Raw genomic sequence first — 25920 nt, 5'->3', positions numbered from 1 at the left:
ACTGTTCGTAGTTTTCGGATGTGTAAACAAATTATCTCTATCGCTCTTCTAACCTGACCTATTTAGTTAGAGGGATATTTCCTAAAAATTGTTCAATAACTTCTTTAAAACGCTTGTCTTCTTCGAGGAAAGGATAGTGATTGCTGTCCTCGAATATAACCAGCTGGTTATTTGGTATATATTCACTCATTTCCATTGAAAACTCAACCGGACATTGGACATCATGGCGCCCGCAAAGAATAAGCGTGTTTGCGGTGATTTTCTCCAATTGTCGGGTGATATCATAAATGCTCAATTCCCGATTAAAAAAGTTCAATCGAATGGCTGACATTTTCTTTTGAATACCGGCTGAAAAGTAATCCGCATACCTCTCTGGACGATATAAGGACAATTCGGTTCGCTTTTGAGAAAGCGACTTACGCTTTGACTCTGTAAGTGTTGGAGATTTTAAGAGCGCCATCAATCCATTCATCAGGGAGTTTTGAGGATGATTTACGTTGTAGATGCACCTCTCTGATGCGGAGGTATATTCTCTGGCAGCCGTTCCCACCAAAATGAGCGAACTCAACGACACAGGAAAATAGATACCGTATAAAAGTCCGATCATCCCTCCTGTAGAATGACCTGCGAATGTCCATTGCTCAAAACCCAATTCTGTTCGAATGGATTCCAAATCGACTACTGCTTCAATCATGCTTAATTGATAGGGCTCAATGGCTTTTGCAGAATTTCCGGTTTCTCTTAGATTGACTAGAATCACGTGATGATCTTGTGTAAAACTTTCAGCAAAAGCATCCCCAGTATGATTGAACTCGGAATAATTATGGGTAATACAAACAGGCGCCCCCGTTCCAAACTGAAAAATCTCAAATACTCCTCTATCCGTCGACACCAATCGCTTTTCCCAATGCATAACATTTCTTCCCTTTCCCCATAACCTTTTTCATTATTGAATATAATCCATTATACCAATAAATCCCATGAGTCAAATTGAAATAATTGAACTTTTATATAAAGATAACCGTTCGTAAAAGGACACTTTTGTAAACAAAAAGAAAAGAAGCTCATGCTTGAGCTTCTTCCTTCCGCTAATCCGGAATATGTAAACCCATTCTATTGTGACTTTGTATCTTCTACTAAATTTTTTACTGCTTCAATTATCAAGTCAGGGCGATCAAGATGTACGGAGTGCCCTGAATTTTCCGCGAATACTAATCTGCTACTTTTGGAAAGCTCTGCTTGTTCTTCGATTAATTGTTCCCATGTTTCTTCAAGTAGCATTAATTCCGATTCAGGCAGACCCTCTTCCACTCCTTGTTGAATGACGTATTTCTTGTCCCGCCCTATTACCAAGAGAGGGATATTTGGAAGCTGACCGAGTTTTTTGATTATCCTAGCATCAGCTTTCCAATTTTCTACTTCACTCTTCATCGCTTTATATAAGTTTGGGGTTTGCTGAAACCTGAGTAATCGTTGTTGTACGTGCAGTGGCAACTTTTTTTGATTTTCAGTTAAAACCGGATGAATAATCCTTTTTAGTTCAGTCTCATCGAGATTCGCATATGTGCTACAATCTTCCAACCTATCCAGTCTTCCTAGCTCTACGGAAGTAGAATCCACCAGAATTAACGTTTTCACTTTAGATGGATAGAGTTTCGTAAACTGCTGCGCACATAACCCACCATACGAGTGGCCAACCAGAATGATTGGTTCATTTATTTGCAGAGTATTTAGCAACTCATTAATCTCTTTTACAGTACGAGAAGTTGTACGGTTTTCTTCTCCTATTTCGCTTTCTCCCAACCCTGGTCGGTGGAACATAAGGATTTTGTTTGTTTTACTTAACGCTTCTGTTACTTCAAACCATTCTTCAAATGAGCAACCCATCCCCGTTAGAATAAGTATGGGTACTCCAAGTTCTCCTTCTTGAAATATTTCCATTCGTTTATTATTTAACCTAACAAAACTCCTCATCTCCACTCTCCTTATGTTCAATTTTCTTCAAAAGTATTCCTACAGTACACTTATCCAATAAAAGATTTTATAGCCTTAGACTATAACCTTTTGAGTGATTTAAGATGAAGAATTAGAAAGGTTATTTTATTCCAGTAACTAAAAGGTTCGATTTTTCTAATGGTTTATGTGCTTCAACGTAGAGGTCTTCTGAGACCATCCAATTATTTACCCACATATCGCGGGCATTTCCTCCATCTCGCGCAAGCCCCCGTGAAAGCCTCACATCTCGTGGACAATCTACCCATATTGTGTGATCATATTTATCCACTAACTCGTTTCGAAGAGAATAAACGCCTTCTATTACAACAATCCCTCCCACGGGTACTGTATGCCATTCTGCTAAATTGTCATCATCCCAATCATATCGCTGGTAACATCCTTCTTTATTTTGACTAAGGGGTTCAATCACATCTTTCAACATACGTTTCCAATCAAAGTCCGCGCCGATTGGCTTCTCTTCGGGGAGAGCGTTTATACGTTGGGGAGAAGGTAAATAAAAATCATCCATATGAACAACGGTTACATCGGTACAGTCCATTTTCAGTTTATCGGCTAACGTGCTTTTGCCTGAACCTCCACATCCATCTATTCCAATCAGCAAAGTCTTTCGTTTTCTTGGTATCGAGCTAATGGAATTTATTACTTGTTCCAAATCAGTGTAAACGCCTTTTTTAGAATTTAAGTTCACTTTATCCCCACTTCCTATTACTTACAGGAGTCCTCTTCCTCAGCTGTATACTTCTTATTCCACTTTAACATATATATCCAGTAGCGAAAGGTTGCTCTATAGAAGAAGTAGAGATTAAACGAATGCTTCTATAAATATTAAACCCTTTGTAAAAGTACACTTTCGCAAAGAAAAAGGAGAAAAGATGAGCTACGTAAAGCCTCTTCTCTCCTTTCAAGTATAATAGCTTCCGATAAGTGCTGATATGTAAACTATTTAGTCCACAAACTTTCGATCATCGTGCAACTGTATATACCAACCTTAGTTTTTATGGGGAAATTTTAAAATTATAGAGTTTCATTCGAAATTTAAGATCACTACATCGGATTTGACGTCGAAATTCCAATAGGACATCGAAAATAAATCTTTTGCTGCCGTATCAGCAGAGGCGGCAAGCTGAAGGATTCCATCCTCTTCCTGATCTTCTGAAGCACAGTTTACAATCATCACTTTCAAGCCCTTAATCGTCTCATCCTTCGCTAACTCTTCTATTATTCTGATCAATCCCTCTAGTTTTATTGTCGGCTGAGAAACTTCTTTCCAGTCTTCGAATTCTCCCAGGAATTCCTGATCAAACAACTCGAAAACTGTACCCTTGAAATGGTCCTCAAAATAAGCCCGTTTCCTTGCTTGGATTTCCGTGTCCTTATACACAATGAAACCCAAGTTCTCAAAATCACCTTTAAGACTTTCAATCTTTTTATATTCTTTGGTTTGGAAAGTGACAAACTGCGTACAGTCGAATAGAACGTAAGACACCTAGGTTCACCCCTTTTTTAACCTTAACGAGAATCTTTGAGTACGAGTTCATAAGTTTCACTATCAAGCTCTAACTCCAAGGACTGGTTTATGTTCAGAAAATCCGTGCAGGAAATGGATAACTTATTTCCATGCCACCCGTTGAATACAAGCATATCCACTTCAACAGGGGTTGGGATGGAAGTGGCATCCTGTAAGTTGGGATGCAGCAAATCTAAATGATAGTCATTGGCTGCGATGAACTCACCGGAAGGAGAAACAGTTAAGGATCGGTAATCCGGTTCCGGAACGGAGTCAAGTAGGTTACCAGTGCCAGCATCCAATTTGAATAAGTAATCGGAAGTGAGAATGAGCACAACCTGATGCCTTTTCGAAAGGGCCACCCCTCTTGGGGAACCGCGGAAGTTGCCGCACCATTCCTCTAAATCATCATCCGTGAATTTGACCCACGTCCAGTCGCCAGAATTCCATGGATTATGAATATCATAAATCCTTTCCTTATACTTCCCTGATTCGGGTTCGTCTATCAGTGTTGCTAACATTATCATAGTCATTTCCCCTTGCGAAAATTGTTTCGAGATCCATCTCTTTGTTCAAAGTACATGAATGCTGTCGATGATAATTGATTGTTCCTGATCCGTTAACCGGAGCGTGCAAGTTAAGGTCAAATCCGACTTTTCCCCATCGATCCATAGGTCATATTCCAGCACCCATTCCGGCTCATCATCAATCTCATAAAGATCTAGGTTTTGATAATCTGTTTCAGGCGGTGCTGTCAAGGTTCCGCCGTAATCATCCAGCTGCTCCTGTAGTTCTTCCACAGTATAAGGCCCGCTTCTTCCCGTTTCTCTAATTAACGCTAACTTGCCGTTAACCAAGTCTTCGACCAATGGTTTGAGCAAAGCGAGAATCTCATCTTTCTCTTCCATATACTGTACCTCCTTTTTAAGACGCTTTTCATAAATATACGCAGAAACTCAATTGATGGCTAGTTAAATTTGGAAACGAAAAGCGAGAGAAGAGGCGTTTCAATTACCCTCCTTTCTCGCTCTTTATTCAAACAGCTTCTGATAATTCGGGATATGTAAACTATATATTGAAAAAAGAGATGAGTGACTCATTATACTGAAGTTAATTTATACAAATTGATTCTCTTGAAACGTTAACTTACATAGTTACCGTTCAATTTCGATGATAAAAGAATTAATTCAGATAAATCTTCAATCACAAAGTCTGCTTGAGCCAATTCATCTTCCTGGGCAAAATCGAATCTGCAGCCGATAGCAATCAGTTTATTCATTTTTGCTGCATTGATATCGGATAACCGATCACCGATGACTGCCCCATTCGTGATATCGTACTTTCGAACGATCGTTTCAACCAATCTCCCTTTATCCAAGGAGGAAATCTGCTGAATGCTGAAGGTCTCTGTAACCCATCGATCCAGTCCATAGAATGCCACTATTGCAGCCAGATAAGCGGTTAAGCCATTGCTTGCAATATAGATGGCATGTCCTTGATTTTTCAAGTGCATGAATATTTCCTCGACATTCGGATATAATGCTCCTTTCCCACTTTCGATGTTCTGGATCAATCGTTCATGAAAATAGTCGTTTGCTTCTTCGCGGGTTTCAAGTGAATGTTCCGGGAGTAACTTCTTCCAGACTTCAGGCAATGGAACGCCCATTATTTCTCTATATTTTTCAAGTGGCGTTCCGGAATCCCAGAGATTTAAAGTTCTTAAACGATCAAATGTATCATCAAGTGCTATTTCCAGGATTCTATCGGTTTGAAAAAGTGTGCCGTCCATATCAAAAATGAATGATTTCATAATTTCCTCCTTATATTTCATCTACAGATTTTAAGTGAATTGAAGCGAGATTACTTTCTTGAGACAAGTTTTATTCTGTCGAATTTAAACAATTATATTTCTGAGAAGAGATGATATGTAAACTTGTATTTTTTAGAGAAATTTAATTACTGTCCTCCAGCTCTTCCACAAATTCCAGAAATAAATCCTGAAGTTCTCCTTCAGTATCTATAGAATTCAGGAGTAATCTTGGTTCGACAGAATCGTCATCATCTACCGGAATGCTACCATCGATGATGCCTAACATCGAGGAAACCGTATCTACCATGGTTTGTTCGATTATTTTCATCAAGGTCTCTCTTTTTTCCGATGGTAAACTGTTATATAAATTCAAAGCTTCTTTATAGAAGGGATCCGTTTTGGCATCCACTACCGCAGTCTCATATAGATCCTTATAACTTTCCAGATTTTCTTTCACAATTAATTCGTGCAATGACTTAACAAATGCTTCATTCATTATCGTCCCTCTTTTCTTGGTTTAATTGATAAATTATAATTAAGCGAAGGCCATTAAATGAGCTTCCCAACAGATCCGACTTTTTTATAGTAGTCAAAATTTAGTTTGAATTTGTTTAGTTTATTCGTAGAATTTCGGCGCCTCAAGTGCGTTGCATAACAGTTCCCATTTATTTGCGTCCAAAACGGCATCGTCGGCATCCGCTAGCCAAGCTTGCATGCTTTCAAGATAATCCGGAAGTTCGATATTCTCCCAAGCTTCCTTATTTTCTATAAAATCACTGATCAACTCCTGGATAAAGCGGATGGCGTCTTGTTTTGACTTAACCTGATCTGTGTCCATTACGCCAGTTCCTCCTCGACCAATTCCAATAGAAAGTCTCCAAAATCATCCGCAATGATTTCCAGTGTCTGATCCTCTAAGGCATATGTCGGATCTAGAGCAACCACTTTCGGTTCCCCTGTTGCATCTGTACTATGAAAATCCAGACAGAAAATCTCGTCACTGCCCGTATCGTAAATCCCCAGAAAGTTGGCAGGCAGATTGATGCTTTTGCGTAAATTGAGCGTGTACCAGATGGCATCCGGCACTGAAGAGTCCTCAAAGTCTTCGTCGATGATCCCGTAAACTTCTTCCGAGCCAAAATTTCCTGCGCCGAATGTCTGTAAATAATCCAGATAGGAACCGGTAAATTTTAGACCTACTGCTGCTTCTGCCTTCGCGATTAACTCTACTGACTTTTGCCCTTCAAAATCCGCTAGGTCTTTATTCTTTGAGATGATTTTTTTGGCTTTTTGATAGGTTTTGATGCTCATCCTGTTACTCCTCCATCTTATATAAGTTATTTTTATGTAAGCCGGACTTGGTTAGTCGGCATTTGACACTTTATTTAGAAAATCGAGGAACTTTGTAAAGGTAGATCCACATAGTTCCACCTCCTCGAGGTCCATCCCGATGAACGGCATGGAGACAAAGGGCATCTCCTTGCTTCGCGTATCCATACAGTAAGCAGTATCCCCGCCATCCGATCCAATAATCAATATTCCTGGTGCAAATTCTTCGACACTGTAGCGTTCGTTATCTTCGATTAGTTCTTCGACCTTCCATAACTGGAGATAGTTATCACCGATCGGACCCTCGCCTCCATTTGCATGTAACAGGAATTTGACATACTCGTCGGGGAATAGGAAGCCCAATTGATTTTCAACGTTTCGGATGACGTTTGGATCAGCCGGGTCATTTAGGTCAAATGACTTTAGATATTGCTGAATGTCGGTGTCCATCTTTTTCCCCTTTGTGTTTAAGTAACCTCTAATAAGTCCTGGGATGTAAACCAAGATTCTTGAGTCAAGCTGCCTTACGACTGTCGCTTTCGTAAAATTGCTTCGACCTCTTTTTGTTTGTAGCTGTAATGCTTTTTTTCAACAAAAATACAAGATTTTAGCTTCGGCAATTCGAAAAGATGGCTGAAGTCTCCATCTGTAATCGTCGTTTTACCACCGATAAAAATTTTCTTCAAGTGTAAACAATTTTTTAAGGGTTCGATTGATTGAATATCTCCACAGTTAGTAAGTAAGAATTTTCTTAAATTCTCTAATCCTTCGATTTCGTCTAATTTTTCGATTCGCTTACAGCTTTCAATCACTATTTCTTCCAGACTTTTTAAAGCATTAAGTGATTCAAAAGAAATTAGTTTGGGGCAGCTGTATAAATCCAACAGCTGTAAGTTTTTTAAGTGATTGATTCCGCTTAATGTCTGAAGTTTTGTTGAAGTCAGCTGTAGGCTTTTTAAGCAAACAAGTTGCTGTAATGTCATCAGATCCTCAAACGGATAATTTGTGATATTCAACCGTTCCAAAGTTGAAACTTCCCACCAATTTTTGAGCTTCTTTCTGTGTCGACCAAAAAAATTCTTAAGGTGTTTGAATTGGCTTATATCCAGTTCAACAGACAAATCACAATCCAGTCCAATATGTTCGAGAGTTGGTAGGAGATGCAAGACACTTAACTCTTTGATATCAAATGCATAGATGTTAACACCTTTCAAAAAATCCAACGTTTCTAGGAAACTTATATCTTGGCCTTCCCAACCGACACTTCTACTTAAGGTTATATATTGTATCCCTTGTGCTAACATAATGCTTCGCAAGTTGTCATCCCAATAGTCAGTCAATACCATGGTGGGGCCAGTATGTTCTTCACCGGGGTGAATATAGTAGGTAGTTGAATCTGAAGTCACTTGGATGTTTCCTCCTTCACTGAGTCTGAAAGCTTATTTCTTTAAATATACTTAGTCACTTATCGAATAGCCAGTTAATTTCCAGAAATAAAAGCGTTCGTAAAAGTAACCTTATTCAGACAAAAAAAGAAAAAACTCATGATTAAGCTTCTTCTCTTTCGATAATTCGAGATATGTAAACTGATTACTCTTTAATATTTTTTACCCGAGCTCTTATTTAGACCGGTTAAAGTTCCGTTGAATTAATGATATAGACATAGGCACACTGCAAAGAATTATTTTTAACTATATACGTCTTTCATAATTACTTTAAATTCCGGCTTAAACGTAAGTTCAACGAGCGTTATGAATTCGCTTCGATCATATTCCATAAATAAGCGCAGCGAGGAATCATTTTTGCGATCTAAGATAACTTCAATTTTACTGACCGTATGAAAGTTATAATAACCAATAACTTCATCCCCTAATATATTTTTTGCTATGAGTGAGAATCTATTGTAGAAGGGAGATATCATTACTTCAAAAGCATTGTTTTCAGTACGGAATAAAAAAGTGGTTTCATCGTATTCGAATAGTTCTTTTTCATCCTTTTTTATTGGCATACATTCGAATAAAGATATTAAGTCCAGTTCCGATGGATAAGATTCCATTTTTGCACCACCATTCGAATTTAATTATTCACTAAAGTTGAGCCTCAACCGAATTGGTTGGAAATATCCATAAACCCGTTTCTCATTTCACTTAATTTTTCTGTACCCAAAACAAAAAAACCTTGTAACTGTATTAGCTCGTGTTCGAATGTGCTCTTGCTTACTTTATATTTTATCGAAACAACTTCCCCAAATAATTATATTTCCCCTTTTAGTTTATTGATTGCTTTCAAAACCTCTGTTCTATTTTTAGCACTCTTCATCCACTTAGGCAACCGGCTTTCAACACTCATATAATATGTCTCGGACGGTCGAACGGTTTTCTGTAAATACGCTTCAACATAGATCAAATGCCTCTCGTTCAAGAACCATAACTGCTGCCCGCAACATGACATCTGAAGATATAATGGGAGGCCGAAATACCAATCAGCTTCTGGATTTTGTTCAAATAAGTTAAACTCATATTCATAATGATTTGATCGTTTTCTTGGATGCATATCTTTTGAAAAGCCACAGCTTTTACAAGCGACCCTCTTAGATTCATTTCCTCTTACCACAATTGATTCATCAACACCTAGCGGATTTTCGAGAGTGAACACGCTGGCACAGTTCTTGCACTTTGGGCACTGGACCAAAAAAAGATCTGAGAAACTAAGCAGCATTAGATTTTCAAGTTCTTCTTCCATCTGTGCGTCTTCCTCCTTTAACTCAGTTGCTAAGTTAAATGTAACTTCATTGCTAATAAGTTACATTTAAAAATTATTTAAAATTCTTTCTGCTTGATTTTGGTAAAATAGTGATAAACGATTTTGTAGCTCTTTCAAGAAAAAACAAATACAAAATTTCGCTTTCGCAATCGGATTACAAATGGAGGATAAGGTATGAAAAAAGTAATTGATATAATTGATTCGAAATCAATCAAGACAGGCGTTTCATTGGTCGATTTAAAAAAAGCTGAAAAACAACTAGGGGCACTTTTCCCAGATGAATTCAAGAATCTTTATCTAGAAACGAATGGCGCCGAATTTGGCGAATGGGTCTTATTTTCACTCATCATGATTCAAAACCAATCCAACAGACCTGAAAACTTACCTGCTGATATGCTTTGTATTGGAGAGAGTAAGAGTGGCGATAAACTTTGCTACCGCATCCGAAAAAGGTGGATGCAGGAGCATGTCTACCGCTGGACAGCCAAAAGTGGAAATATAGAAAATAAATCGTCCACTTTATATGAGTTCATCGATCGGTTTGTTCCCAAAAAGAATACCGGAAAGTCTCAAGAAACCGGCCATTTCGCAGTAGAAAGTGGCGAGCTGATCGTGACGGATCCCTGTTACTCAACCGAAGACACAGAGATGCAAGTTCATTTATCGAATGTAAAAAAAGGGCACTGGACAGCCTCTATTTCTTATACAGACGATGAAGTCGTTGAAACATTAACGGCCTATTTCGCGGAAAAGAAACCGAGTGGCAAATGGCATGTCTGCGATCGGCTGATCGGCGTTGATTCTGCACAGGCTGGCATCTTTGATGCTGCTGTATTCGGGAAGGATGAAAGTATTCCCGGTGAAGTAAAAAACGTTTACGGCATCGAAATGGATGAAAAAGGATTGAAATACTATGTTGCCTGTTCGGATACGGTAGCATCGGATGACCAAGGTGGGACAATCCCTGGGGGCGCGATCGCCATGTCAGGATACGGAGATGGCATGTATGAAGTAAGTATTAAATACAATATTTTCAAAGAGATAGTCGGCGTAAGGATCAACTTTAGTGACGACGAATAACCACTGGACCTGACTTGATTTGAATGTAACTTAATTAGGATTAAGTTACATTCAGATATTGAAAATAATCTTGCAGCTTTCTATCTTCCGGAATGTTCAATTACTCTTTTTCTGTTCTCTAACTTAACTAAAGAACAGGGAATCTTGAGGGTTATAAAAATAAGGACCGCAATCTTCTTCGTGAGTTAGAACATAAGTCCAGGTAAAATGTTCATCGACGATATAGAGATCACTGCCTATATGAATGATATCTGTCGCTTTGAGTCGAGTGGCCTTTGGGATGAGTATTGCTTCTTCGCTAGATGTGCAAATCAGATAACAACCTGCTTTTTTCTGCAAATCAAATGCTTTTATCGCCTGTTGCTCTTTTAAACATGCGATTTTCTCCCAACTGAAGACATTCCACATGCATTGCTTAAAAGCCATCTTCCTCTTTTGAGATTGGCTAATATCCTTAGTGAAAGCTTCCTCCCATTGTTGCTCTAGCTCATTCCCTTTGTTTGGCACTATTGTAAAGCTAATATTCATGTCCTGTAATCGTTTTGTTTGCCCATGTAAAAATTCATCCAATCTGCTAACCGCCTTTTAAAATGACCCATATCATCACTTCCTATTGTTCTAACTGAATGTAACTTAATTCATAATAAGTTACATTCATATCCCTGATATTTTTTCAAGGTGGAGTTTATTTCAAGTCTTTTTTTCCTATTGTTGAAACGATTCGGTTCCATAGCCTGCACAAAAACCACTTATCTGTGAGCATTCGTTTACTTCTTCTATCCATTGATTGAATTGCTGTTTATAGGCGGACAAGTTTTCTGCTAATATCTCTATTTCACTATCATTTTTAGTTCGTTGGAATTCTGAAATAGCAATCATACTGTTAGAGCGGTAATCGGCAAATTTAGTTCGCTCTGTTTCTGTCATCCCTACATCTACAAAGGGATTGCCCTTTCCCCATTCATCTATATTTGTCTGCATAGCTTGTAAATCTTCATTTCCTGTTGCTACTACTTTTTCCAGTGCTAAAATTTGCTCCATCAACTGAATATCAGCAGTTACACTTGCATAAAAGTCATAATAATTCTGACTATTCGCTATCTGATAATCTTCTTTTAAGTTGCTATAAGCAACCCATACGAGTCCGAAGGCAATAATAAAAATAATTGCTATTGTCCAGCCTATTCCATTTTTCCTCATAGATTTACCTCCTGTTTTTCTCTATTAATTTTTTAAAGTGAATGTAACTTACTTCACAATAAGTTACATTCACCTCCTAGTTTTTTGCTTAGCTAAAAACATGAAACTGATAGGAATCGCATTGCTTATTTGATTTTGAAACATTTAAATAGTCTTGACGTACTAATACAAAAGACTGTTTAAATGTTTTAGTAAATTTTAAGAATGAATTTAAAATTAAATTGATTTCTTTATAAGCACCACTATCAATTTCTATATATTGTATGTTAGGAGGATTCGAATGAAAAGAATCAGAGTGATTTTTTATATGGTTGTTGCCTTGTTCTTACTTGTCTTGTTTTTGCATGTGATAAATCGAGCGCCTAACCAGGAGCTTCCTCGTACTTTGGATGGTATGGAGCTCACAATGGAACAGGAGGTATACATAAATTCTACTGAAAAGATTGTTATTGTGATCCACAATAACAAAGAAACAGAATACACGGGAGCCGGCGGCGGAAAATTCCCTATCGATAAACTTTTTGCCGGTAGCTGGTACAAAGTTCCTTTTAAGAATGATACGTTTACAGCTGATGCACTTGGTATTCCTCCCGGAGAAACAGCATTAATGGATACCACCGTCAGCGAACTGGATGCTGAACTGACGCCTGGCAAATACCGAGCGCGCTATGGTGGCATGGCTGTTCCTTTTGAAGTGATGGAGTAATTTCTTTAAGACTGTCTCTTCGACTAGTCTTAAATATTTATAGAGAAAATCTTTTTTTCGTAATTACTGGCTGAATGTAACTTATCTGCACTTATGTTACATTTAAATTCAATAAAAAGCCGTGCTCTTTTTTCGAACACGACCTTTAATTTGCGTACGCTATTTTAGTTAAGCTTATCTTCTGTATTCAAATTTTTTTATAAGATGATCAATTCTTAGCGCAATATAAATCAAGACCATTGCCGCAATAGCCTCCCAGATCCCCCGAAAAAGAATCCGATGGCTGCACCAAAAGCGATGTAAATAGCTAACGTTTTCTCCACCCCAATAACCCCCTCTATTTCTAAATATTAGTATAACTGAAAAAGAGAATGAGGTTATTTTTAATCGAGAAGAGACAAAGTAGTTGAAACAGAGATTTTGTAATCTACTTCTTTTGCTATATCTTCACCCACACCAAAGTCTGCTATCGCTTCAATTTCAAATTCACCAGCGTCAAATTCCTCTAATTTACTTTCATCAAAATCTAGTACTAGAGATTCGTTTTGAATTAGTGTGGTCTTGCTTCTCATATCCGATCTTGTCCCGGTATTTAAGGCTTTCCCGTCCTTGTAATAGTTGAAGTGAAGCACATGGTTCCCCCCGTGGTACACATCGATCGCTTTTTCTTCTCCAGTGTAGGTGATGGAAGCAGTAATCATCTCAGCATTATTTTCTGGATTTAAAATTTCAACACGAAAGTTCTCTTTTTGATTGACGGGTTCATTATTTTTTGGCCCCTCAACTTCAGCAGCTCCGGAGTCACATCCACTCAAACCAAAAATTAACAAAGAAATAAATATCAACATTTTAAAAGGACCTAATTTCATTAGTATTTGCCCCCTTCGAGTTAGTAAGATAATAAACTGACCATATCGCTTTTCATGTAATTTTACTTTGCTGTTTTTTTCTAATGAGTCAATATAATTGCGGTTGTGAATGTAACTTAATTGCTATTAAGTTACATTCACATATTAATTACTTACTTCATCTCTGGATCATTGGACGAGTTAAGTTCCTCCAATGCACTCTGCAAAGTGGAACGGGCAGCAACTGTCGTTTCCCTTATGAGTGCAGCATTTAGCGATTTTATAATCAGCTTTTCATTTTCTTTGTCGACCAAGTCCAAAACGCAATTAGCAACCGAACAACGCACTTGATAGGATGGATCTTTCAAAAGATTCAAAAGAGATATCAGGCGGAATTTAGCACCCAAAAGATAGAGACCAACATAGAAACCGACTTTCGCTGTGCTGCTTGTTTCGTTCTGAAGAGAGGCTTCCAGTACAGGGACTGCTGATGCATCTCCAAGTTTGCCTAGCCCTTCTGCGGCCTCCCTACGGACTATTTCTTCCACATCGGTTAAGGCATCGATCAGATGCTGTTTCCCTCTGCTATCTCGCATCTCACACAAGGCTTCCACCGCTGAAATACGCACGAGTTCATCGTCATCTTTCAATCGATTGACCACGGCGTTTAAAACAGCGTCTCCCGTATAACCCCACAGCGCTTCGAGCGTTTTAAACCGAATTTCTTCATCGGTATTGTCGGTCAGGGGCAGCAGGGTGTTTTTGATTTTTTCACTGATCGGTAATTTTCCCAGAGCTTCGATGGCCATCCACATAACGTGAGGATCTTCGTCTTCTAAAAAGGTGGCAATGTTCTCAATGGCATCCGGACCAGCCTGCTCGAGAAATACCTGGATAATCATTATTTTTTGTTCGGATTTCATAACGGAACATTTCACCTCTTTCGATGTTCTCTTACAAAAAATCGGGCAAAGAGATTACCCTTTTTGTCTAAATATGAATGTAACTTAATTCACATTAAGTTACATTCGTTCTGAAGTTATTAAAATATCCTTAGTTGATTAGACAGCACTGTTTCCCTCGCATTCAGTCCGAGCCTATCTAGCAATGAATTCGGAAGTATAAAGGTCATGTAGTCTTTATTTTGCATAAGGCCCAGAGTCAGTTCTTTTTGATTTGTTTCCCCCGAAATTTCTTCGCCAATTATCGCCATGTTGAAGGGAGACCTGCTGTAGACGGTCTCTGCTAACCGTTCATATGCTTCATTGATTGTTTATTTTTATCAGTTGTCAGAGGATAACGATATGGAAATGCCTTCTCAAGTGCAGCTTGTGGAATGGAAATGTCCAACCAGTCCGATTTCCCGTTTATTCTAGTGATTGTCTCCAAACAAGGCAATTCTTTTTTAGTTGAATAAAGAAGAGATATCGTGCCGTAAAACGATCTAACACTCACTTCTTCAAAAGCTATTGGCAGTGAAACAGGAGGCTTTTGGAAACCCCTTTTTCCTTTCCAAAGCCCCTTAAAGTAATGATTTTCTGTCAAAGCAACAAGTGCATCGTTCAACCTTTTGTCATTACCGGCTAGGTGATATTCAATTGAGAGCTCGTAAAATCCAGCAATCCAACTATCGGGGTTATTGTAAAAATCATAATCCCATTTGTCATCAATCCCATTCTGCAAGTTCCTTATATCGTTTCTTGTTCCAAATTTGTAGTTTGAGGAATCTCCCTGTATTTAGCACGCCTTATAATTATCCTTGGAGCTTACAGTTAGAGAAAGCGGCTAATCTTGCTGTAATAATGTACCGTTTTCTTTATCATAAATTTTATAGTGTATGCCAAAATCAGAACCTTCATAGTAAGTTACTTCGCAATACGCCTTCTCTAATGAACCTTTGTCCCAGTAGTTTGGAGGCACACTAAAAAAGACATTCTCTGAAAAAAGAATATCTAAATAAGAATCTTTCGAAGTGCTCCAATATTCAACTGAACATGATCCCATTGCCGTTTCATGATCTCCCTTTAAAATCTTAGGCATTACCGTTAGGGCATCCAAAAATACGATAAGAGATAAAAGGCTAAGTAATATGAGACAAAGCTGAAGACCGTAAAATTTAATATTCGGCAAAGGTTTCTTTTTTTGAGATCTTCTCATATATAGAAAACCTGCGAGACATGCTATGAAACACAAAATCGTTAATGAAAATGCACCCACTAATTCCATCATTTTTTTCACCTGCTCTATCTGCTCTATTCTTTCATTATACATCAATTCTTATGAACGTTTTTCTTCCTATTAGCGTCGCTTCCAAGTAAAAGTCAGCGGAAAGTCCGCTTTTCAGATTCACTTCCATCAGCGGGAATTTGATATAAGAGAAAGCTAGAGCCTCTTGCAAAGCGTATTTTTCATTATATAAGACAATATCAATTCCCATACTGAATCCTCTCTAATTTTAATACCTTGCCGAATGTAACTTTACTGCACATAAGTTACATTCGAAACCGTATATCTTCAAGAAGCAATCACATTCGAAATTCCGCATTTCCTTTTACTTTTCTAAAAACTTTTCCTTCGATGCTGAACCTATGAATTACTCATCCGGATGGCATAATTCTTCTACAATTTTCTTGATCCGATCCATGGTGATGCCGTTTCTTTGCTCAATGGCCATTGGATGGCTCGTCGGTTCCAATTCAATGAAGGGACGCATTCCGACCGAACGTGTGTGGACCATCGTTTTCAATTCCAGCGTTTCGGGATAACACGGAATGGAGTTTGATAACCAGCCGAACATGGGATCCAATTTTCGCTCTCGTCCTTCCGTTTCCCAGTACTCCGTTGTTAACTCAAAATTGGATTCACTCAAGGAAACCCAGATATCCCAGATAAATGGCCCTTCGTCATCAGTTACGGGAATTTCAATTGCTCCTCGGATGAAGAAATGTTCATCATCCACAATGCACAAATCTTCATTCATCTCAATCCGGCTTTCCCATTCCTCTTCTGGAATGTCCTCGCAGTAATCGGGCACTGGGCTTCCATAACTCATAGGAAGCTCCTCGTGGTGTTCTCCACAAGTCTTGCAGAAATATCCTTGTTCAATTTCACTCATCGTTTACTACTCCTTTTCAACTGGTTCTTTTTAAAAAATTCATTTGGTAAGATTTTTTCTTTATTTCAAATATACTGAGTCAGACTAGAGATAGCTAGTTAATTTTGGAAATAGAAAGTGTTCGTAAAAGTACACTTTTACGAACAACCAAAACACAACACAAAAACCCACAAAAGAACGTTCGTAAACGTGTCAACACACTTTCCGAACGTTCGTTATTTCCCTTAGACCTTTACGAACTAAAAAAGCAGCAATAGTTATTCAACTTTAAAATCAGTCACTTCTTTATGATTTTTTAATAGCTTAAGAAATGCCGACAATGCTTTTGTTTGAAACGGCGACCGAGTTACAATCGAAAAATCTCGCGTATAAGGCATTTCTTTAACGTTTATTACTTTTATATCCCCGTATTTCAATTCTTTTTGAATTGCCCATTCTGATAGTAAACTAATTCCGATTCCTGCTTCAACCATGGCTTTTATTGGCTGTGTGCTGCTAAAGTGCATAATGGCTTGAGGTGCCAGTCTAAATTTTTCAAAGACTGCTTCTGCCGCTTCTCGTGTACCGGATCCTAGCTCTCTTAATATCCAAGTTTCGTTTGCCAGTTCCTTAATCGAAATAGCCTCTTTACGTTCTGCCAATGAGTGATTTGCTGGGGCGACGATGACCATTCGATCTTTTGCAAACGGCTCTGTTTTTAGTTCTTTGACGTCTTTAAAATGGCCTTCGACAATTCCGACATCTAGTTGATGGTTTAATACCAATGCGGCAATTGTCGTGGTGTTGCCAATAGTGACCGTTGGTTTGATGTCTGGATATTGTTCTTTAGCTTCAGCGATGATGGCTGGCAATAAGTATTCGCCAAATGTATAACTCGCACCAATTGCAATAGACCCGCTCGCTTTGTTGGTCAAATCATCGAGTAGGTGATTCATTTTTGCATACAATTCCTTGATTTCGAGTGCATGATGGAAGACAATTTCGCCTGCTTTATTCAGACGCACATACTTATTGGTTCGCTCTAGTAATTTTACTCCTGTCGATTCCTCTAATGACCGAATGTATTGGCTAACAGCGGGCTGCGTCATATGCAACTCTTCTGCCGCTTTGGAGAAGTTTTTCTTTTCAACTACTTTGATAAACACTTCTAATCGTTGATCCACTTTCTTGTGCCCTCCTCACATCTTAATTTACTTATGATACTCATTTTATATACTTATTTTACTAATGCATACTTTTTTTCTAAGCTTATTGCAGGAGGTTTTACTATGTCTGCATTTCTTAATAAACCAACATCACCTAAAGCTGCCTTGCTCGGTGGTGTGTTGTTTACGTTTTTACTCGCATTTTTAGGTTTTTTATTGGCACAAGTGCCAGGTTTTAATCAAATTGGCCAACTGGCTTGCGCCATTATTATCGCGGTTTTTTACCGACAGCTTTTCGGATATCCTACTGCGATTCGGTCTGGTATCACGTTTTCCACAAAACGATTACTACGTGTCGCTATCATTTTATACGGATTAAAACTAAACATTAATACTGTATTGAGCGATGGTCTTTGGCTTTTAGTACGAGATGTTGGCGTTATTGCTTTTGCGATTTTATTAACTGTTTGGCTAGCCAAACGCTTTAAAGCCGATCAAACGATTTCGTTACTTCTTGGTGTCGGCACTGGCGTGTGCGGTGCAGCCGCTATTGCAGCTATTGCGCCGATCATTAAAGCAAAAGATGAAGACACTGCGATTGGTGTCGGCATTATTGCGCTTATGGGGACGATATTTGCTATAACTTATACCATCATTCGCCCATTTTTACCGCTTGATGACATTGAATATGGTATGTGGGTTGGAATCAGTTTACATGAAATTGCTCATGTGGCATTAGCCGGAGCTCCTGCTGGAGAAGATGGGCTCGCTATGGCTTTACTTGGAAAACTAGGTCGTGTCTTTTTACTCGTTCCGCTTTGTTTTATTTTTATTTTCATGATGAAACGAAAAAACAAAAACGAAGAAACTACAGCAAAAGTCGACTTTCCCTGGTTTCTTCTCGGGTTTATCTTCCTCAGCGTGTTAGGCAGTTTTGTATTGGGTCCAGTCGTTCCGTTCCCAGAAGCTTTACGTGACTTTGTCTCAACGGCAACCACTTGGTTACTTACAGCTGCAATGGTTGGACTCGGATTGAATGTCAGCTTACGGGATTTACGAGAACGTGCTCTCTTGCCGCTCGCTGCAATGACGATTACCTCGGTTTTATTGTCTGTCTTAACGTATTTTATAATTTAATATAGAAAAGTCCACGAATTTTAATAAACAAATTTCGTGGACTTTTTATATTATTATTGTCTGAAATACATTTGAAAATTTTGATAATAATTTATGGTATATCCTAAATATTGCTTTTTTATACTAATTATAAAGAATTACAAATAACTAGTAATTAAACAAAAAAATTACTATACAAATAGATATAAATAAAGCTATAATAATTTGAGTTTCACGAATCATTTTGAAAGGAGTTTCTTGTTTTAGTATTTATATCTTGTAATATTTAGCATTTATTATAATATGATCGGGGATACAGCATTGAACATTAAAAAACTTTTTTATACAACTGCAGCAATTGTGCTTGCAACAGTAACACTAGCTTCACCCACTTCTGCAGCTTCCGAAACTTCTTTACATCCTTTCACTGACGTTGGTGAACGTTATGACGAAGCCGTAGGATTTTTTTACATATTAGAATTGATTAATGGTAAAAGTCCAACAAAATTTGGTACTGGTGAATCGTTAACGCGTGGAGATGCAGCTGTGATTCTTGCGAACACTTTGTTTTTAGATACTGATAACGCTAAAGATGCTGGATTTAAAGATTTAAATACTCGTGTTCGCGGTGCTGTAAATGCACTTGCAGAAGTGGGAATTGTTTCAGGAGTAACTAAAGATGAATTCCAACCAGCAGCTCCACTTAGCCGAGGTGCAATGGCCAAATTCCTTACTACTGCATTTGAGTTAGACGAATTCCAGCAAACCACACCTTTTTCTGATGTTGGTGGAGTATTTAAGCCTTATATCGAAGCATTGTATGGTGCCGAGATTACTTCAGGTAAAACCCCTACTACTTATGGAACATACGCCAATATTACTCGTGGCGAATATGCCAACTTGCTTTATAAAACAATAGAAACGACAACAGATTGGTTTTACTACCCAGAAGCTACTAATGTCAAAGTTGTTTCGCCAACATCTACTGTAATTACATTATCTGAACCAGCATTTGAAGGTTATAGTGCTACTGAAATTGCTGAATTCTTCGATTTTATTGTTATTTTAGAAGATAAGACTGAAATTCCTGTAAAGCCTAGTTCTTATAAACTATCAGCGGACCGCACATTGTTAACTATTGAACACCAAAGTTTAACTGGTAAATCAGGTCAATTTCTTGTGGACGACTATATCACCATTATTAAATCAGCTTTCAATTTTAAACAATAAGATATGAAATAAAACCCTTGAACGAAATCACTTTTTTGTGAAATCTACTCAAGGGTTTTATTTATTATTAACTACGCATTTATCGCTACCCATTCCTCACGCAATATGCCCATCTTAATCGCATCATACAATTGTCCATCGACTATGCGTGCTTTTCGAATACGCGCTTCTTCTGACATACCAAGTCGTTTTGCAACGCTAATCATTCGTTCATTGCCAGACCAAGTCGACATGCCGAGTCGGTGCAAATCGGTATTGGCAAACAAAAAGTCGATCCACATCCGGTAAGCCTCAGAGCCGTATCCACCGTTCCAATAATTCGTGTCATAAATTACAACACCCGTCTCTAACCAATTTGTGTTTTTATCCACCCAATAAGCACCAACATAGCCAATTGCTTTGTCGTCCGCCGTAATAATGAGTGATGCCGGGATGCCGAACGAAATGTCTTTTTCCTCTAACCATTTTTTGCGGTGTTGATCTCTATTCAACCACGCCTCTGGAATATACGGTCCGTTCCACTTTTTCGCTTCTTGTAGTGGGTCTTCAAAGCGCCAATAATGAAGCTCATCTAACAATTCTTCTGTTGCGTTTGTTAAAGTCATCTTTCTTCCTGCTAGTTCTATCAACTTGAATGCTCCATTTCTTTATTGTTAGTTAAACTAAGCTATACGGTTACTTTCACTGGCACGCGTTTTTCTGGCCAGTTGACTAAGAAAATTCCTGAGAAAATCAAACTGCCACCAACTAATAATGGTATCCCAATAGATTCTCCTAACACGAGCCAGCCAGATACGATACCGAAAAAAGGAGCTAAAAACAAAAATGCGCTAACTTTACCAGAATCCCCTTTTTGCAACAAGTAAAACCAAATCGTGAATTGAATGATGGAAGCTGGAATGGATAGCCACAATAAAATAGAGACCGATGTTGTGTTAATGACTATGTAGGCATTTTCTAAAAAGGCTGAGCCAAGCAATAAGATAAGACCACCAAACAACATTTGATACGCAGTTAATACCCACATATCAATTGAGACACCCCATTTTTTTATAAGAAGTGTTCCAACAGCCCAAAATATGGCACTTAAAAATCCGAGCAATGTCCCGATTTGAAGATCCAAATGGCTTCCCATCGTGACAAAAACACCCGCAAACCCAACAAAAACTCCGAACCATTGCACGATTCGGTAACGCATGCCCATCACTAATGTCCCAATCAACACCACCAATAGGGGATTCATAAACGTTAATATCGCGGACTCACCTGAAGTGATGGTGCGTAAACTGAGGAAAATAGCTCCCATCACGCCTGCAGTTTGAACAGCACCGATTAAGATGACTTTCCCCCAAGTCGCAGCATTTTTAGGGTGTTTTCTTTTAAATAACAAAACAAAGAAAATCATAATACTGCCGGCAATCGTAAATCGTATACCCGCCAACAACAAAGGCGATATGTAGATCAAGCCTATTTTCGCTACGACAAAAGATGACCCCATCAATCCCGTCGTCAATATGACCAATAAAGAGAAAATCAGTTTTTCTTTCAATTTGCCACTCTCCCCGATTACTCTAATTTCAGTTGCTGATTGGAAACTATTTTACTCCAATACTCCCAAGCTTGAATATACATGGACCAATCCTCAGGATGATGCTTAAGACAAATGCTCAATCTTTGATACAACCCAATCAGCAATTCTTCATACAAAACAGAATCAGCAGGCCGCTCAATTGTTAGGCCAGCGATTGCAGAATCCCACGCCTTTTTTGTTAAGTCGGAAGGGGACGAAAAAAATGCATAGATTACATCATAATGTGGCCAGCCTAAAATTGGGGTGGGATCGATGACACCCGCTAGCTTTTCTTCGCGTACGATAAAATTATGTACTCCGCAATCACCATGAATCAAATAAGGTTGGTTTTGAAAAATGGGTTTCCGGTGTTCTACTACGAATGGTGCCTTAATCGTTACACCTAGTTTATCCAGTTGAGGAGTTAAAATGGCGGTTGCCGCTTTTACTTCATCGCGTAAAAATTGCGCCCAAGAACTTACGGGTGCATCTCTCCAGCCCCAGTTGTGTTGATTTAATACAGGTTGATAGTGGTTTATCAGCTCCGAAACCAACGTCGAAAGAAGGCTCATCTTGGGGCTACTCTGGTGATTTGCTGTAGAACCTGGAATATATGTATACACCATAAATTGATATAAAGAATCAACGGCTAGTAAATCTGGCAGTAAAGAAATCGGCTGGTAAAGAGAAAGAAAATCCGCTTCTTCTTTGGTGACTTTTGCCTCGTTAAGCTTTAAGATGCACGCATTGCCCTTTTTTTGATAAAGAAGAAAAACCTTGCTTCTTGTGCCGCCAGCTAAAGCCATGTACATATTCGTATGCCCAATCGACTTCTCTTTATTTAATTGAGCAATAATTGGTGCAACATCCATTTGCTATCTCCTGACTTGTCATGATTTGGTTAAAATAATCATAACATTTTTTCTGTGTTAAGAATTTACATTAGTAAATTTATTCAGATATTTTCAAGTTTCTAATTTTAACTAAAGCATTAAAGCTACTTCTCTCGCCATTTGTGCAGTTTTTATGGAGTTTATTCGAAATAATTCAAGGTATATAAATAATAAGTTTCGTTTAGCAACCTAATTTGAAAAGGAGGAGGAGTATAGATGAATGCGTATGTGAAATTTACAGTGATGATTTTGACTTCAGCTTTTATTATGTATTGGTTAACATTTTTGAATACGTTTCAGTTCGACCACATTTTCTATAGTGAAACCCGGGTGTATATGGCATTGATCATGGGCTCTACAATGGCGATTGTTATGTTGCTGTTCATGTGGCCAATGTACAAAAACAAAAAAGCCAATGCGGTGATTCTTGGGACGAGTGCCGTTGTTTTTGCCCTATCGTTATGGCTTGTTCGCAGTCAAACCTTAATCGAAGATGTTAAGTGGATGGAAGCTATGATTCCCCACCATTCGATTGCGATTTTGACGAGTGAACGAGCCAACATTTCAGATCCTCGCGTTCGTGAATTGGCAGACTCGATTATAGAAGCACAACGAAAAGAAATTGCCGAAATGAAAAAGCTGATCGAAGACCTTGAAGACGAGGAATAAACGAGAAAGACCAAGAGCTCAACATCCTGCTCTTGGTCTTTTCCACGTTTAAAATGCTACATAAAATGGCTGCTTGTGCTCATCGAGACAATGCTCGATTCTATTCCTAAAGTTTTTCCATGTTACCATTTCTAACGCTTCGCTAATCGGATAATACGCGACTTCGAGGCTTTCTGCTGACGTGGTCAAATGCCCACCGATTGGTTTTGCTAAAAACAAGGTATTGCAAATGGAGCTTTCCACATTTTGAAACACACCACAAAATTTTTGGATTTCAATATCGATTCCGGTTTCTTCTTTTACTTCGCGAATAGTCGCTTCTGTAAGCGATTCTCCTTCTTCTACTTGACCACCGGGCATTTCCCACCCTCTGCGCGGACCTTTGATCAACAATAATTCACCTTGTTCATTTAATACTACAGCTGCTGCAGATAAGATATGTTTGGGAGTTGACGTGTCTGTACTTTGGACCATTCAATTTCACTCCTTCTTGTTGTAACTATCTAGTCATTATATGGGACAGGTATGGAAAGTGCTACTGACTTACGAGTATTACACAAGCTACGTCTATCCTAGTCAATCTATTTCAAAAAAAGACTAGAGACAACTCCAACAGATCGAGTTTTTCTCTAGTCTTCTAGTTTTAATATGGATGATTCAATTGAATCCCATTTATTATAATTGAAATTTGAATGAAAAAATGGTTCCGTCACTACTTGACTGTACATCGATTTTTGCTCGATGACGAGCAGCAATAGCATAAGAAACACCGAGTCCAAGACCCGTGCCATTGTCTTTAGTCGTATAAAACGGAGTCCCGATTTTCTTTAACACTTCTTCGCTCATGCCTTCGCCTTCATCTTCTATTTCAAGAACAACTGCATTTTCGTTTTCTATATACGTGCGTATAGACAACATTTCTCCTGGGTTCATGGCTTCCAGTCCATTTCGGCAAATGTTTATGAGCAATTGACGAATTTCATTTCGGTTTAACAGGAGATCCGGCAAATCCATCGTTTCGATTTCAATAAACTTATTTTGACTAAACGTATCAATTTTCAACAAAGGAGCGATATCCGTAATAATGGCATTTAGATTTTGCATTTTCAAATCCGACGACCTCGTATTGCCCATCGATAGAAATTCAGAAATGATGGAGTTTGCCCGGTCTAGCTCTTCTATCATAAGTTCGAAATACGAATTGTAACTTTCTAGTTCTTTGTTATCTGTAAGCAACTGCAAAAAGCCACGAACAGTCGTCATTGGATTTCGAATTTCATGACTAATTCCTGCGGCCATTTGTCCAATGAGTTCTAAATTTGATAAACGTTTCAATTCATTTTCATAGAGTTTCTTTTCTGTCGTATTTTTGCACATGCAACAAATACCATCATCAAAAGGATAGGCCACAATTTCGTAACAATAGCCTTCTTCAGCAGATGCAATTTCAAAACGTACAGGCATTCTTTTCAACATGGCTCCAGAAAATTCTTTATACAAAACCGTATTAAAACGCGCTGGAAAAACAGACCATATTTCCTCACCCAACACATTTTCTGGGGTGCGTCCTTTTGGAAGAACTTGATGATTATTAATATAGATAAATTCCCAGTTTTCATTCAGCGCAAAAAAACCATCTGTAATGCTGCCAATAACACTAGTAACCCGCTCGTTTGCATTTGCTAGCTCCAACGTTCGGTCTCTTACACGATGCTCGAGTTGATCCATATAAGTTAAGTTTGAAAGTGTAACCGCAGTCGAATTGATAATTGACTGCGTTAAGTTGATTTGTGTTTTGTCGAAAACATGCAATTTTTCTGGTAAACAAGCGATTGCAATTACTCCGAAAACTGCTCCTTTTGATATCAACGGAATAAACACTAACCGACATTTTTCTTCTGAGGGAATAAAACGCATATGTTTTTTCCTAATAATGTTTTTGATGACTGTTTCAGAATTCGTATTAGATTGAAAATCATCAAGAATACGTTCCCATTCAGGTTTGGACCAATTTGATTTGCTATTCACTTCTTTGAGATAAACGGTGTTTGAATGATTTGGCTTTCTTAAAAAAACTGCGACATTTGTAAACCCAGCGACATTCTCTAAATAACGAAAACAAGTAGTTAGGCTTTCTTTTACAGTCGAACATTTAGCAAGTTCGTTATTTACGTCGAGAAGTACTTGTTTTTCTGCAAGCAACTGCTCTTTTTGTTTAAGGGTGTTAGCATTTTGAATAGCTACAGCTGCCATATTGACATAAGCTTCTACACTTTGAATTTGATTGTCTGTTAATTCCATTTTCTTTCCATTGTCAAATAGAAATACGAGGCCATATAAATGCTGCTCATATATAATTGGCAGTCCAAGAAGTGACTTTATATTAAATGCTGCTAAAGCTGCAGCATTAGGACGTGAGTCCATCGATGTATCGGGAATGTAAACCACTTGTTTTGTAGTGGCAATTTCATTTGCAAGTGGATCTTCATCCAAATCTATTTTCTGATTAGTCAACGGTTGACCATTGATAGCTTCAGGCTTACCTGCTACAGCTCGGAATACTCCTTCGTTATCAGGAAGATAAATACCGATAGCATCACATTGAACAATTTCCTCTGAAATGGCCGCTGCGACATGTTGAAGCATGTCTTGTAATTCCAGTTTCGTATTAATGATTCTTGTGATTTCTGCCAGTCTCGAATATCTTTCTTGTTCTTTCAACATTTTATTCGCTCCGCTCTTAATAAACGTAAATTGTAGACTATCAGGTTCTAGTTAAAATTATCTATTCTCATAGTATATTATTTTTAGGACTTATCATAAAGAGTTTTGCATTATTTACTAATTTCTATCATATTTTTTATACTACTTGCCTTTTCAATCGTTTTTTTGAATACAAAAAAGAAGAGGCATATGGATACAC

Annotated in this window: 33 protein-coding genes; 5 read left to right on the top strand and 28 right to left on the bottom strand. The window is 38.2% G+C overall.

The window, feature by feature from the left end; genetic code table 11:
* Positions 1-58: 58 nt before the first annotated feature.
* The 14 genes from MLE13_RS06195 to MLE13_RS06130 form a co-directional block, all read right to left on the bottom strand.
* A complete protein-coding gene (locus tag MLE13_RS06195) occupies positions 59-913 on the bottom strand; it encodes an alpha/beta fold hydrolase (protein ID WP_240748649.1) in 855 nt (284 codons plus the stop codon).
* Between the two features lie 200 nt (positions 914-1113).
* Complete coding sequence (locus MLE13_RS06190) at positions 1114-1974, bottom strand: alpha/beta fold hydrolase (protein WP_240748646.1); 861 nt, start codon at positions 1972-1974, stop codon at positions 1114-1116.
* A gap of 121 nt (positions 1975-2095) precedes the next feature.
* Positions 2096-2704: a uridine kinase family protein gene (locus MLE13_RS06185; protein WP_430905202.1), complete on the bottom strand. Its 609-nt coding sequence runs from the start codon at positions 2702-2704 to the stop codon at positions 2096-2098.
* Positions 2705-3040: 336 nt separating this feature from the next.
* The gene (locus MLE13_RS06180; protein ID WP_240748644.1) at positions 3041-3502 is read right to left on the bottom strand and encodes a hypothetical protein; all 462 of its coding nucleotides are present in this window, start codon (positions 3500-3502) and stop codon (positions 3041-3043) included.
* 23 nt (positions 3503-3525) lie between these two features.
* Positions 3526-4050, bottom strand: coding sequence for a hypothetical protein (locus MLE13_RS06175; RefSeq protein WP_240748642.1), 525 nt, complete (start codon positions 4048-4050; stop codon positions 3526-3528).
* A gap of 45 nt (positions 4051-4095) precedes the next feature.
* Entirely contained in the window at positions 4096-4431 is a 336-nt protein-coding gene (locus MLE13_RS06170) for a DUF7668 domain-containing protein (protein WP_240748640.1), read from the bottom strand.
* Between the two features lie 233 nt (positions 4432-4664).
* Positions 4665-5336 carry an HAD family hydrolase gene (locus tag MLE13_RS06165; RefSeq protein ID WP_346429155.1) on the bottom strand — a complete coding sequence of 224 codons (672 nt, stop codon included), beginning with the start codon at positions 5334-5336 and terminating at the stop codon, positions 4665-4667.
* A 139-nt stretch (positions 5337-5475) separates the two neighbouring features.
* Complete coding sequence (locus MLE13_RS06160) at positions 5476-5829, bottom strand: transposase (protein ID WP_240748636.1); 354 nt, start codon at positions 5827-5829, stop codon at positions 5476-5478.
* 120 nt (positions 5830-5949) lie between these two features.
* Positions 5950-6171 (bottom strand): DUF7660 family protein, encoded by a 222-nt coding sequence (locus MLE13_RS06155; protein WP_240748635.1) that lies wholly within the window; start codon positions 6169-6171, stop codon positions 5950-5952.
* Positions 6171-6644, bottom strand: a complete 474-nt coding sequence (locus MLE13_RS06150) for an SMI1/KNR4 family protein (RefSeq protein WP_240748634.1) — start codon at positions 6642-6644, stop codon at positions 6171-6173. Before MLE13_RS06150 ends, MLE13_RS06155 begins: the two co-directional genes overlap by 1 nt.
* 51 nt (positions 6645-6695) lie before the next feature.
* Positions 6696-7112, bottom strand: a complete 417-nt coding sequence (locus MLE13_RS06145) for an SMI1/KNR4 family protein (protein ID WP_240748633.1) — start codon at positions 7110-7112, stop codon at positions 6696-6698.
* Positions 7113-7186: 74 nt separating this feature from the next.
* Complete coding sequence (locus tag MLE13_RS06140; protein WP_240748632.1) at positions 7187-8068, bottom strand: hypothetical protein; 882 nt, start codon at positions 8066-8068, stop codon at positions 7187-7189.
* A 281-nt stretch (positions 8069-8349) separates the two neighbouring features.
* The gene (locus MLE13_RS06135; RefSeq protein WP_040850706.1) at positions 8350-8718 is read right to left on the bottom strand and encodes a hypothetical protein; all 369 of its coding nucleotides are present in this window, start codon (positions 8716-8718) and stop codon (positions 8350-8352) included.
* 197 nt (positions 8719-8915) lie between these two features.
* On the bottom strand, positions 8916-9404 hold the full coding sequence (locus MLE13_RS06130; RefSeq protein WP_240748630.1) for a hypothetical protein: 489 nt from the start codon (positions 9402-9404) through the stop codon (positions 8916-8918).
* Positions 9405-9599: 195 nt separating this feature from the next.
* Between MLE13_RS06130 and MLE13_RS06125 the strand changes: the two genes are divergently transcribed.
* Positions 9600-10505, top strand: a complete 906-nt coding sequence (locus MLE13_RS06125; protein WP_240748628.1) for an SMI1/KNR4 family protein — start codon at positions 9600-9602, stop codon at positions 10503-10505.
* A gap of 123 nt (positions 10506-10628) precedes the next feature.
* On the opposite strand, the gene MLE13_RS06120 is transcribed toward MLE13_RS06125, so the two are convergent.
* Complete coding sequence (locus MLE13_RS06120; protein WP_240748626.1) at positions 10629-11075, bottom strand: DUF4275 family protein; 447 nt, start codon at positions 11073-11075, stop codon at positions 10629-10631.
* Positions 11076-11210: 135 nt separating this feature from the next.
* Positions 11211-11705 carry a hypothetical protein gene (locus MLE13_RS06115; RefSeq protein WP_240748624.1) on the bottom strand — a complete coding sequence of 165 codons (495 nt, stop codon included), beginning with the start codon at positions 11703-11705 and terminating at the stop codon, positions 11211-11213.
* A 280-nt stretch (positions 11706-11985) separates the two neighbouring features.
* Here MLE13_RS06115 and MLE13_RS06110 point away from each other — a divergent pair, with 280 nt between their 5' ends.
* Complete coding sequence (locus MLE13_RS06110; RefSeq protein WP_240748622.1) at positions 11986-12411, top strand: immunoglobulin-like domain-containing protein; 426 nt, start codon at positions 11986-11988, stop codon at positions 12409-12411.
* A gap of 383 nt (positions 12412-12794) precedes the next feature.
* Here the strand turns inward: MLE13_RS06110 and MLE13_RS06105 are convergent, their stop codons facing one another.
* The 7 genes from MLE13_RS06105 to MLE13_RS06075 all read right to left on the bottom strand — a co-directional run bounded on the left by MLE13_RS06105 (position 12795) and on the right by MLE13_RS06075 (position 17537).
* The gene (locus MLE13_RS06105; RefSeq protein ID WP_240748620.1) at positions 12795-13280 is read right to left on the bottom strand and encodes a hypothetical protein; all 486 of its coding nucleotides are present in this window, start codon (positions 13278-13280) and stop codon (positions 12795-12797) included.
* A gap of 152 nt (positions 13281-13432) precedes the next feature.
* Positions 13433-14182 (bottom strand): HEAT repeat domain-containing protein, encoded by a 750-nt coding sequence (locus MLE13_RS06100; RefSeq protein WP_240748618.1) that lies wholly within the window; start codon positions 14180-14182, stop codon positions 13433-13435.
* A gap of 322 nt (positions 14183-14504) precedes the next feature.
* Complete coding sequence (locus MLE13_RS06095; protein WP_240748616.1) at positions 14505-14942, bottom strand: hypothetical protein; 438 nt, start codon at positions 14940-14942, stop codon at positions 14505-14507.
* Between the two features lie 102 nt (positions 14943-15044).
* Entirely contained in the window at positions 15045-15488 is a 444-nt protein-coding gene (locus tag MLE13_RS06090; RefSeq protein ID WP_240748614.1) for a flavoprotein, read from the bottom strand.
* A 34-nt stretch (positions 15489-15522) separates the two neighbouring features.
* On the bottom strand, positions 15523-15696 hold the full coding sequence (locus tag MLE13_RS06085) for a hypothetical protein (RefSeq protein WP_240748612.1): 174 nt from the start codon (positions 15694-15696) through the stop codon (positions 15523-15525).
* 156 nt (positions 15697-15852) lie between these two features.
* Positions 15853-16374 (bottom strand): DUF2199 domain-containing protein, encoded by a 522-nt coding sequence (locus MLE13_RS06080; RefSeq protein ID WP_240748610.1) that lies wholly within the window; start codon positions 16372-16374, stop codon positions 15853-15855.
* Between the two features lie 257 nt (positions 16375-16631).
* The gene (locus tag MLE13_RS06075; RefSeq protein WP_240748608.1) at positions 16632-17537 is read right to left on the bottom strand and encodes a selenium metabolism-associated LysR family transcriptional regulator; all 906 of its coding nucleotides are present in this window, start codon (positions 17535-17537) and stop codon (positions 16632-16634) included.
* A gap of 105 nt (positions 17538-17642) precedes the next feature.
* Between MLE13_RS06075 and MLE13_RS06070 the strand changes: the two genes are divergently transcribed.
* Both MLE13_RS06070 and MLE13_RS06065 read left to right on the top strand, forming a co-directional pair.
* The gene (locus MLE13_RS06070; RefSeq protein WP_240748606.1) at positions 17643-18656 is read left to right on the top strand and encodes a YeiH family protein; all 1014 of its coding nucleotides are present in this window, start codon (positions 17643-17645) and stop codon (positions 18654-18656) included.
* A gap of 300 nt (positions 18657-18956) precedes the next feature.
* The gene (locus MLE13_RS06065) at positions 18957-19865 is read left to right on the top strand and encodes an S-layer homology domain-containing protein (RefSeq protein ID WP_240748604.1); all 909 of its coding nucleotides are present in this window, start codon (positions 18957-18959) and stop codon (positions 19863-19865) included.
* A gap of 71 nt (positions 19866-19936) precedes the next feature.
* Here the strand turns inward: MLE13_RS06065 and MLE13_RS06060 are convergent, their stop codons facing one another.
* The 3 genes from MLE13_RS06060 to MLE13_RS06050 form a co-directional block, all read right to left on the bottom strand.
* Positions 19937-20470 carry a GNAT family N-acetyltransferase gene (locus MLE13_RS06060; RefSeq protein ID WP_240748602.1) on the bottom strand — a complete coding sequence of 178 codons (534 nt, stop codon included), beginning with the start codon at positions 20468-20470 and terminating at the stop codon, positions 19937-19939.
* Between the two features lie 62 nt (positions 20471-20532).
* Complete coding sequence (locus tag MLE13_RS06055; RefSeq protein ID WP_240748601.1) at positions 20533-21414, bottom strand: DMT family transporter; 882 nt, start codon at positions 21412-21414, stop codon at positions 20533-20535.
* A 17-nt stretch (positions 21415-21431) separates the two neighbouring features.
* Entirely contained in the window at positions 21432-22307 is an 876-nt protein-coding gene (locus MLE13_RS06050; protein ID WP_240748600.1) for an aminoglycoside phosphotransferase family protein, read from the bottom strand.
* Between the two features lie 237 nt (positions 22308-22544).
* Between MLE13_RS06050 and MLE13_RS06045 the strand changes: the two genes are divergently transcribed.
* Positions 22545-22997 carry a DUF305 domain-containing protein gene (locus MLE13_RS06045; RefSeq protein WP_008499108.1) on the top strand — a complete coding sequence of 151 codons (453 nt, stop codon included), beginning with the start codon at positions 22545-22547 and terminating at the stop codon, positions 22995-22997.
* A gap of 48 nt (positions 22998-23045) precedes the next feature.
* Here MLE13_RS06045 and MLE13_RS06040 read toward each other — a convergent pair whose 3' ends face one another.
* Positions 23046-23471 carry an NUDIX hydrolase gene (locus MLE13_RS06040; RefSeq protein ID WP_240748599.1) on the bottom strand — a complete coding sequence of 142 codons (426 nt, stop codon included), beginning with the start codon at positions 23469-23471 and terminating at the stop codon, positions 23046-23048.
* Positions 23472-23672: 201 nt separating this feature from the next.
* Positions 23673-25721, bottom strand: a complete 2049-nt coding sequence (locus MLE13_RS06035) for a GAF domain-containing sensor histidine kinase (RefSeq protein ID WP_240748597.1) — start codon at positions 25719-25721, stop codon at positions 23673-23675.
* Positions 25722-25920 lie beyond the last annotated feature (199 nt).

This window comes from Planococcus halocryophilus, from assembly GCF_022489025.1.
GTDB lineage: Bacteria > Bacillota > Bacilli > Bacillales_A > Planococcaceae > Planococcus > Planococcus halocryophilus_A.
Note: the sequence above shows the minus strand (reverse complement) of the source record. Positions and strands in the feature narration are given on the sequence as shown.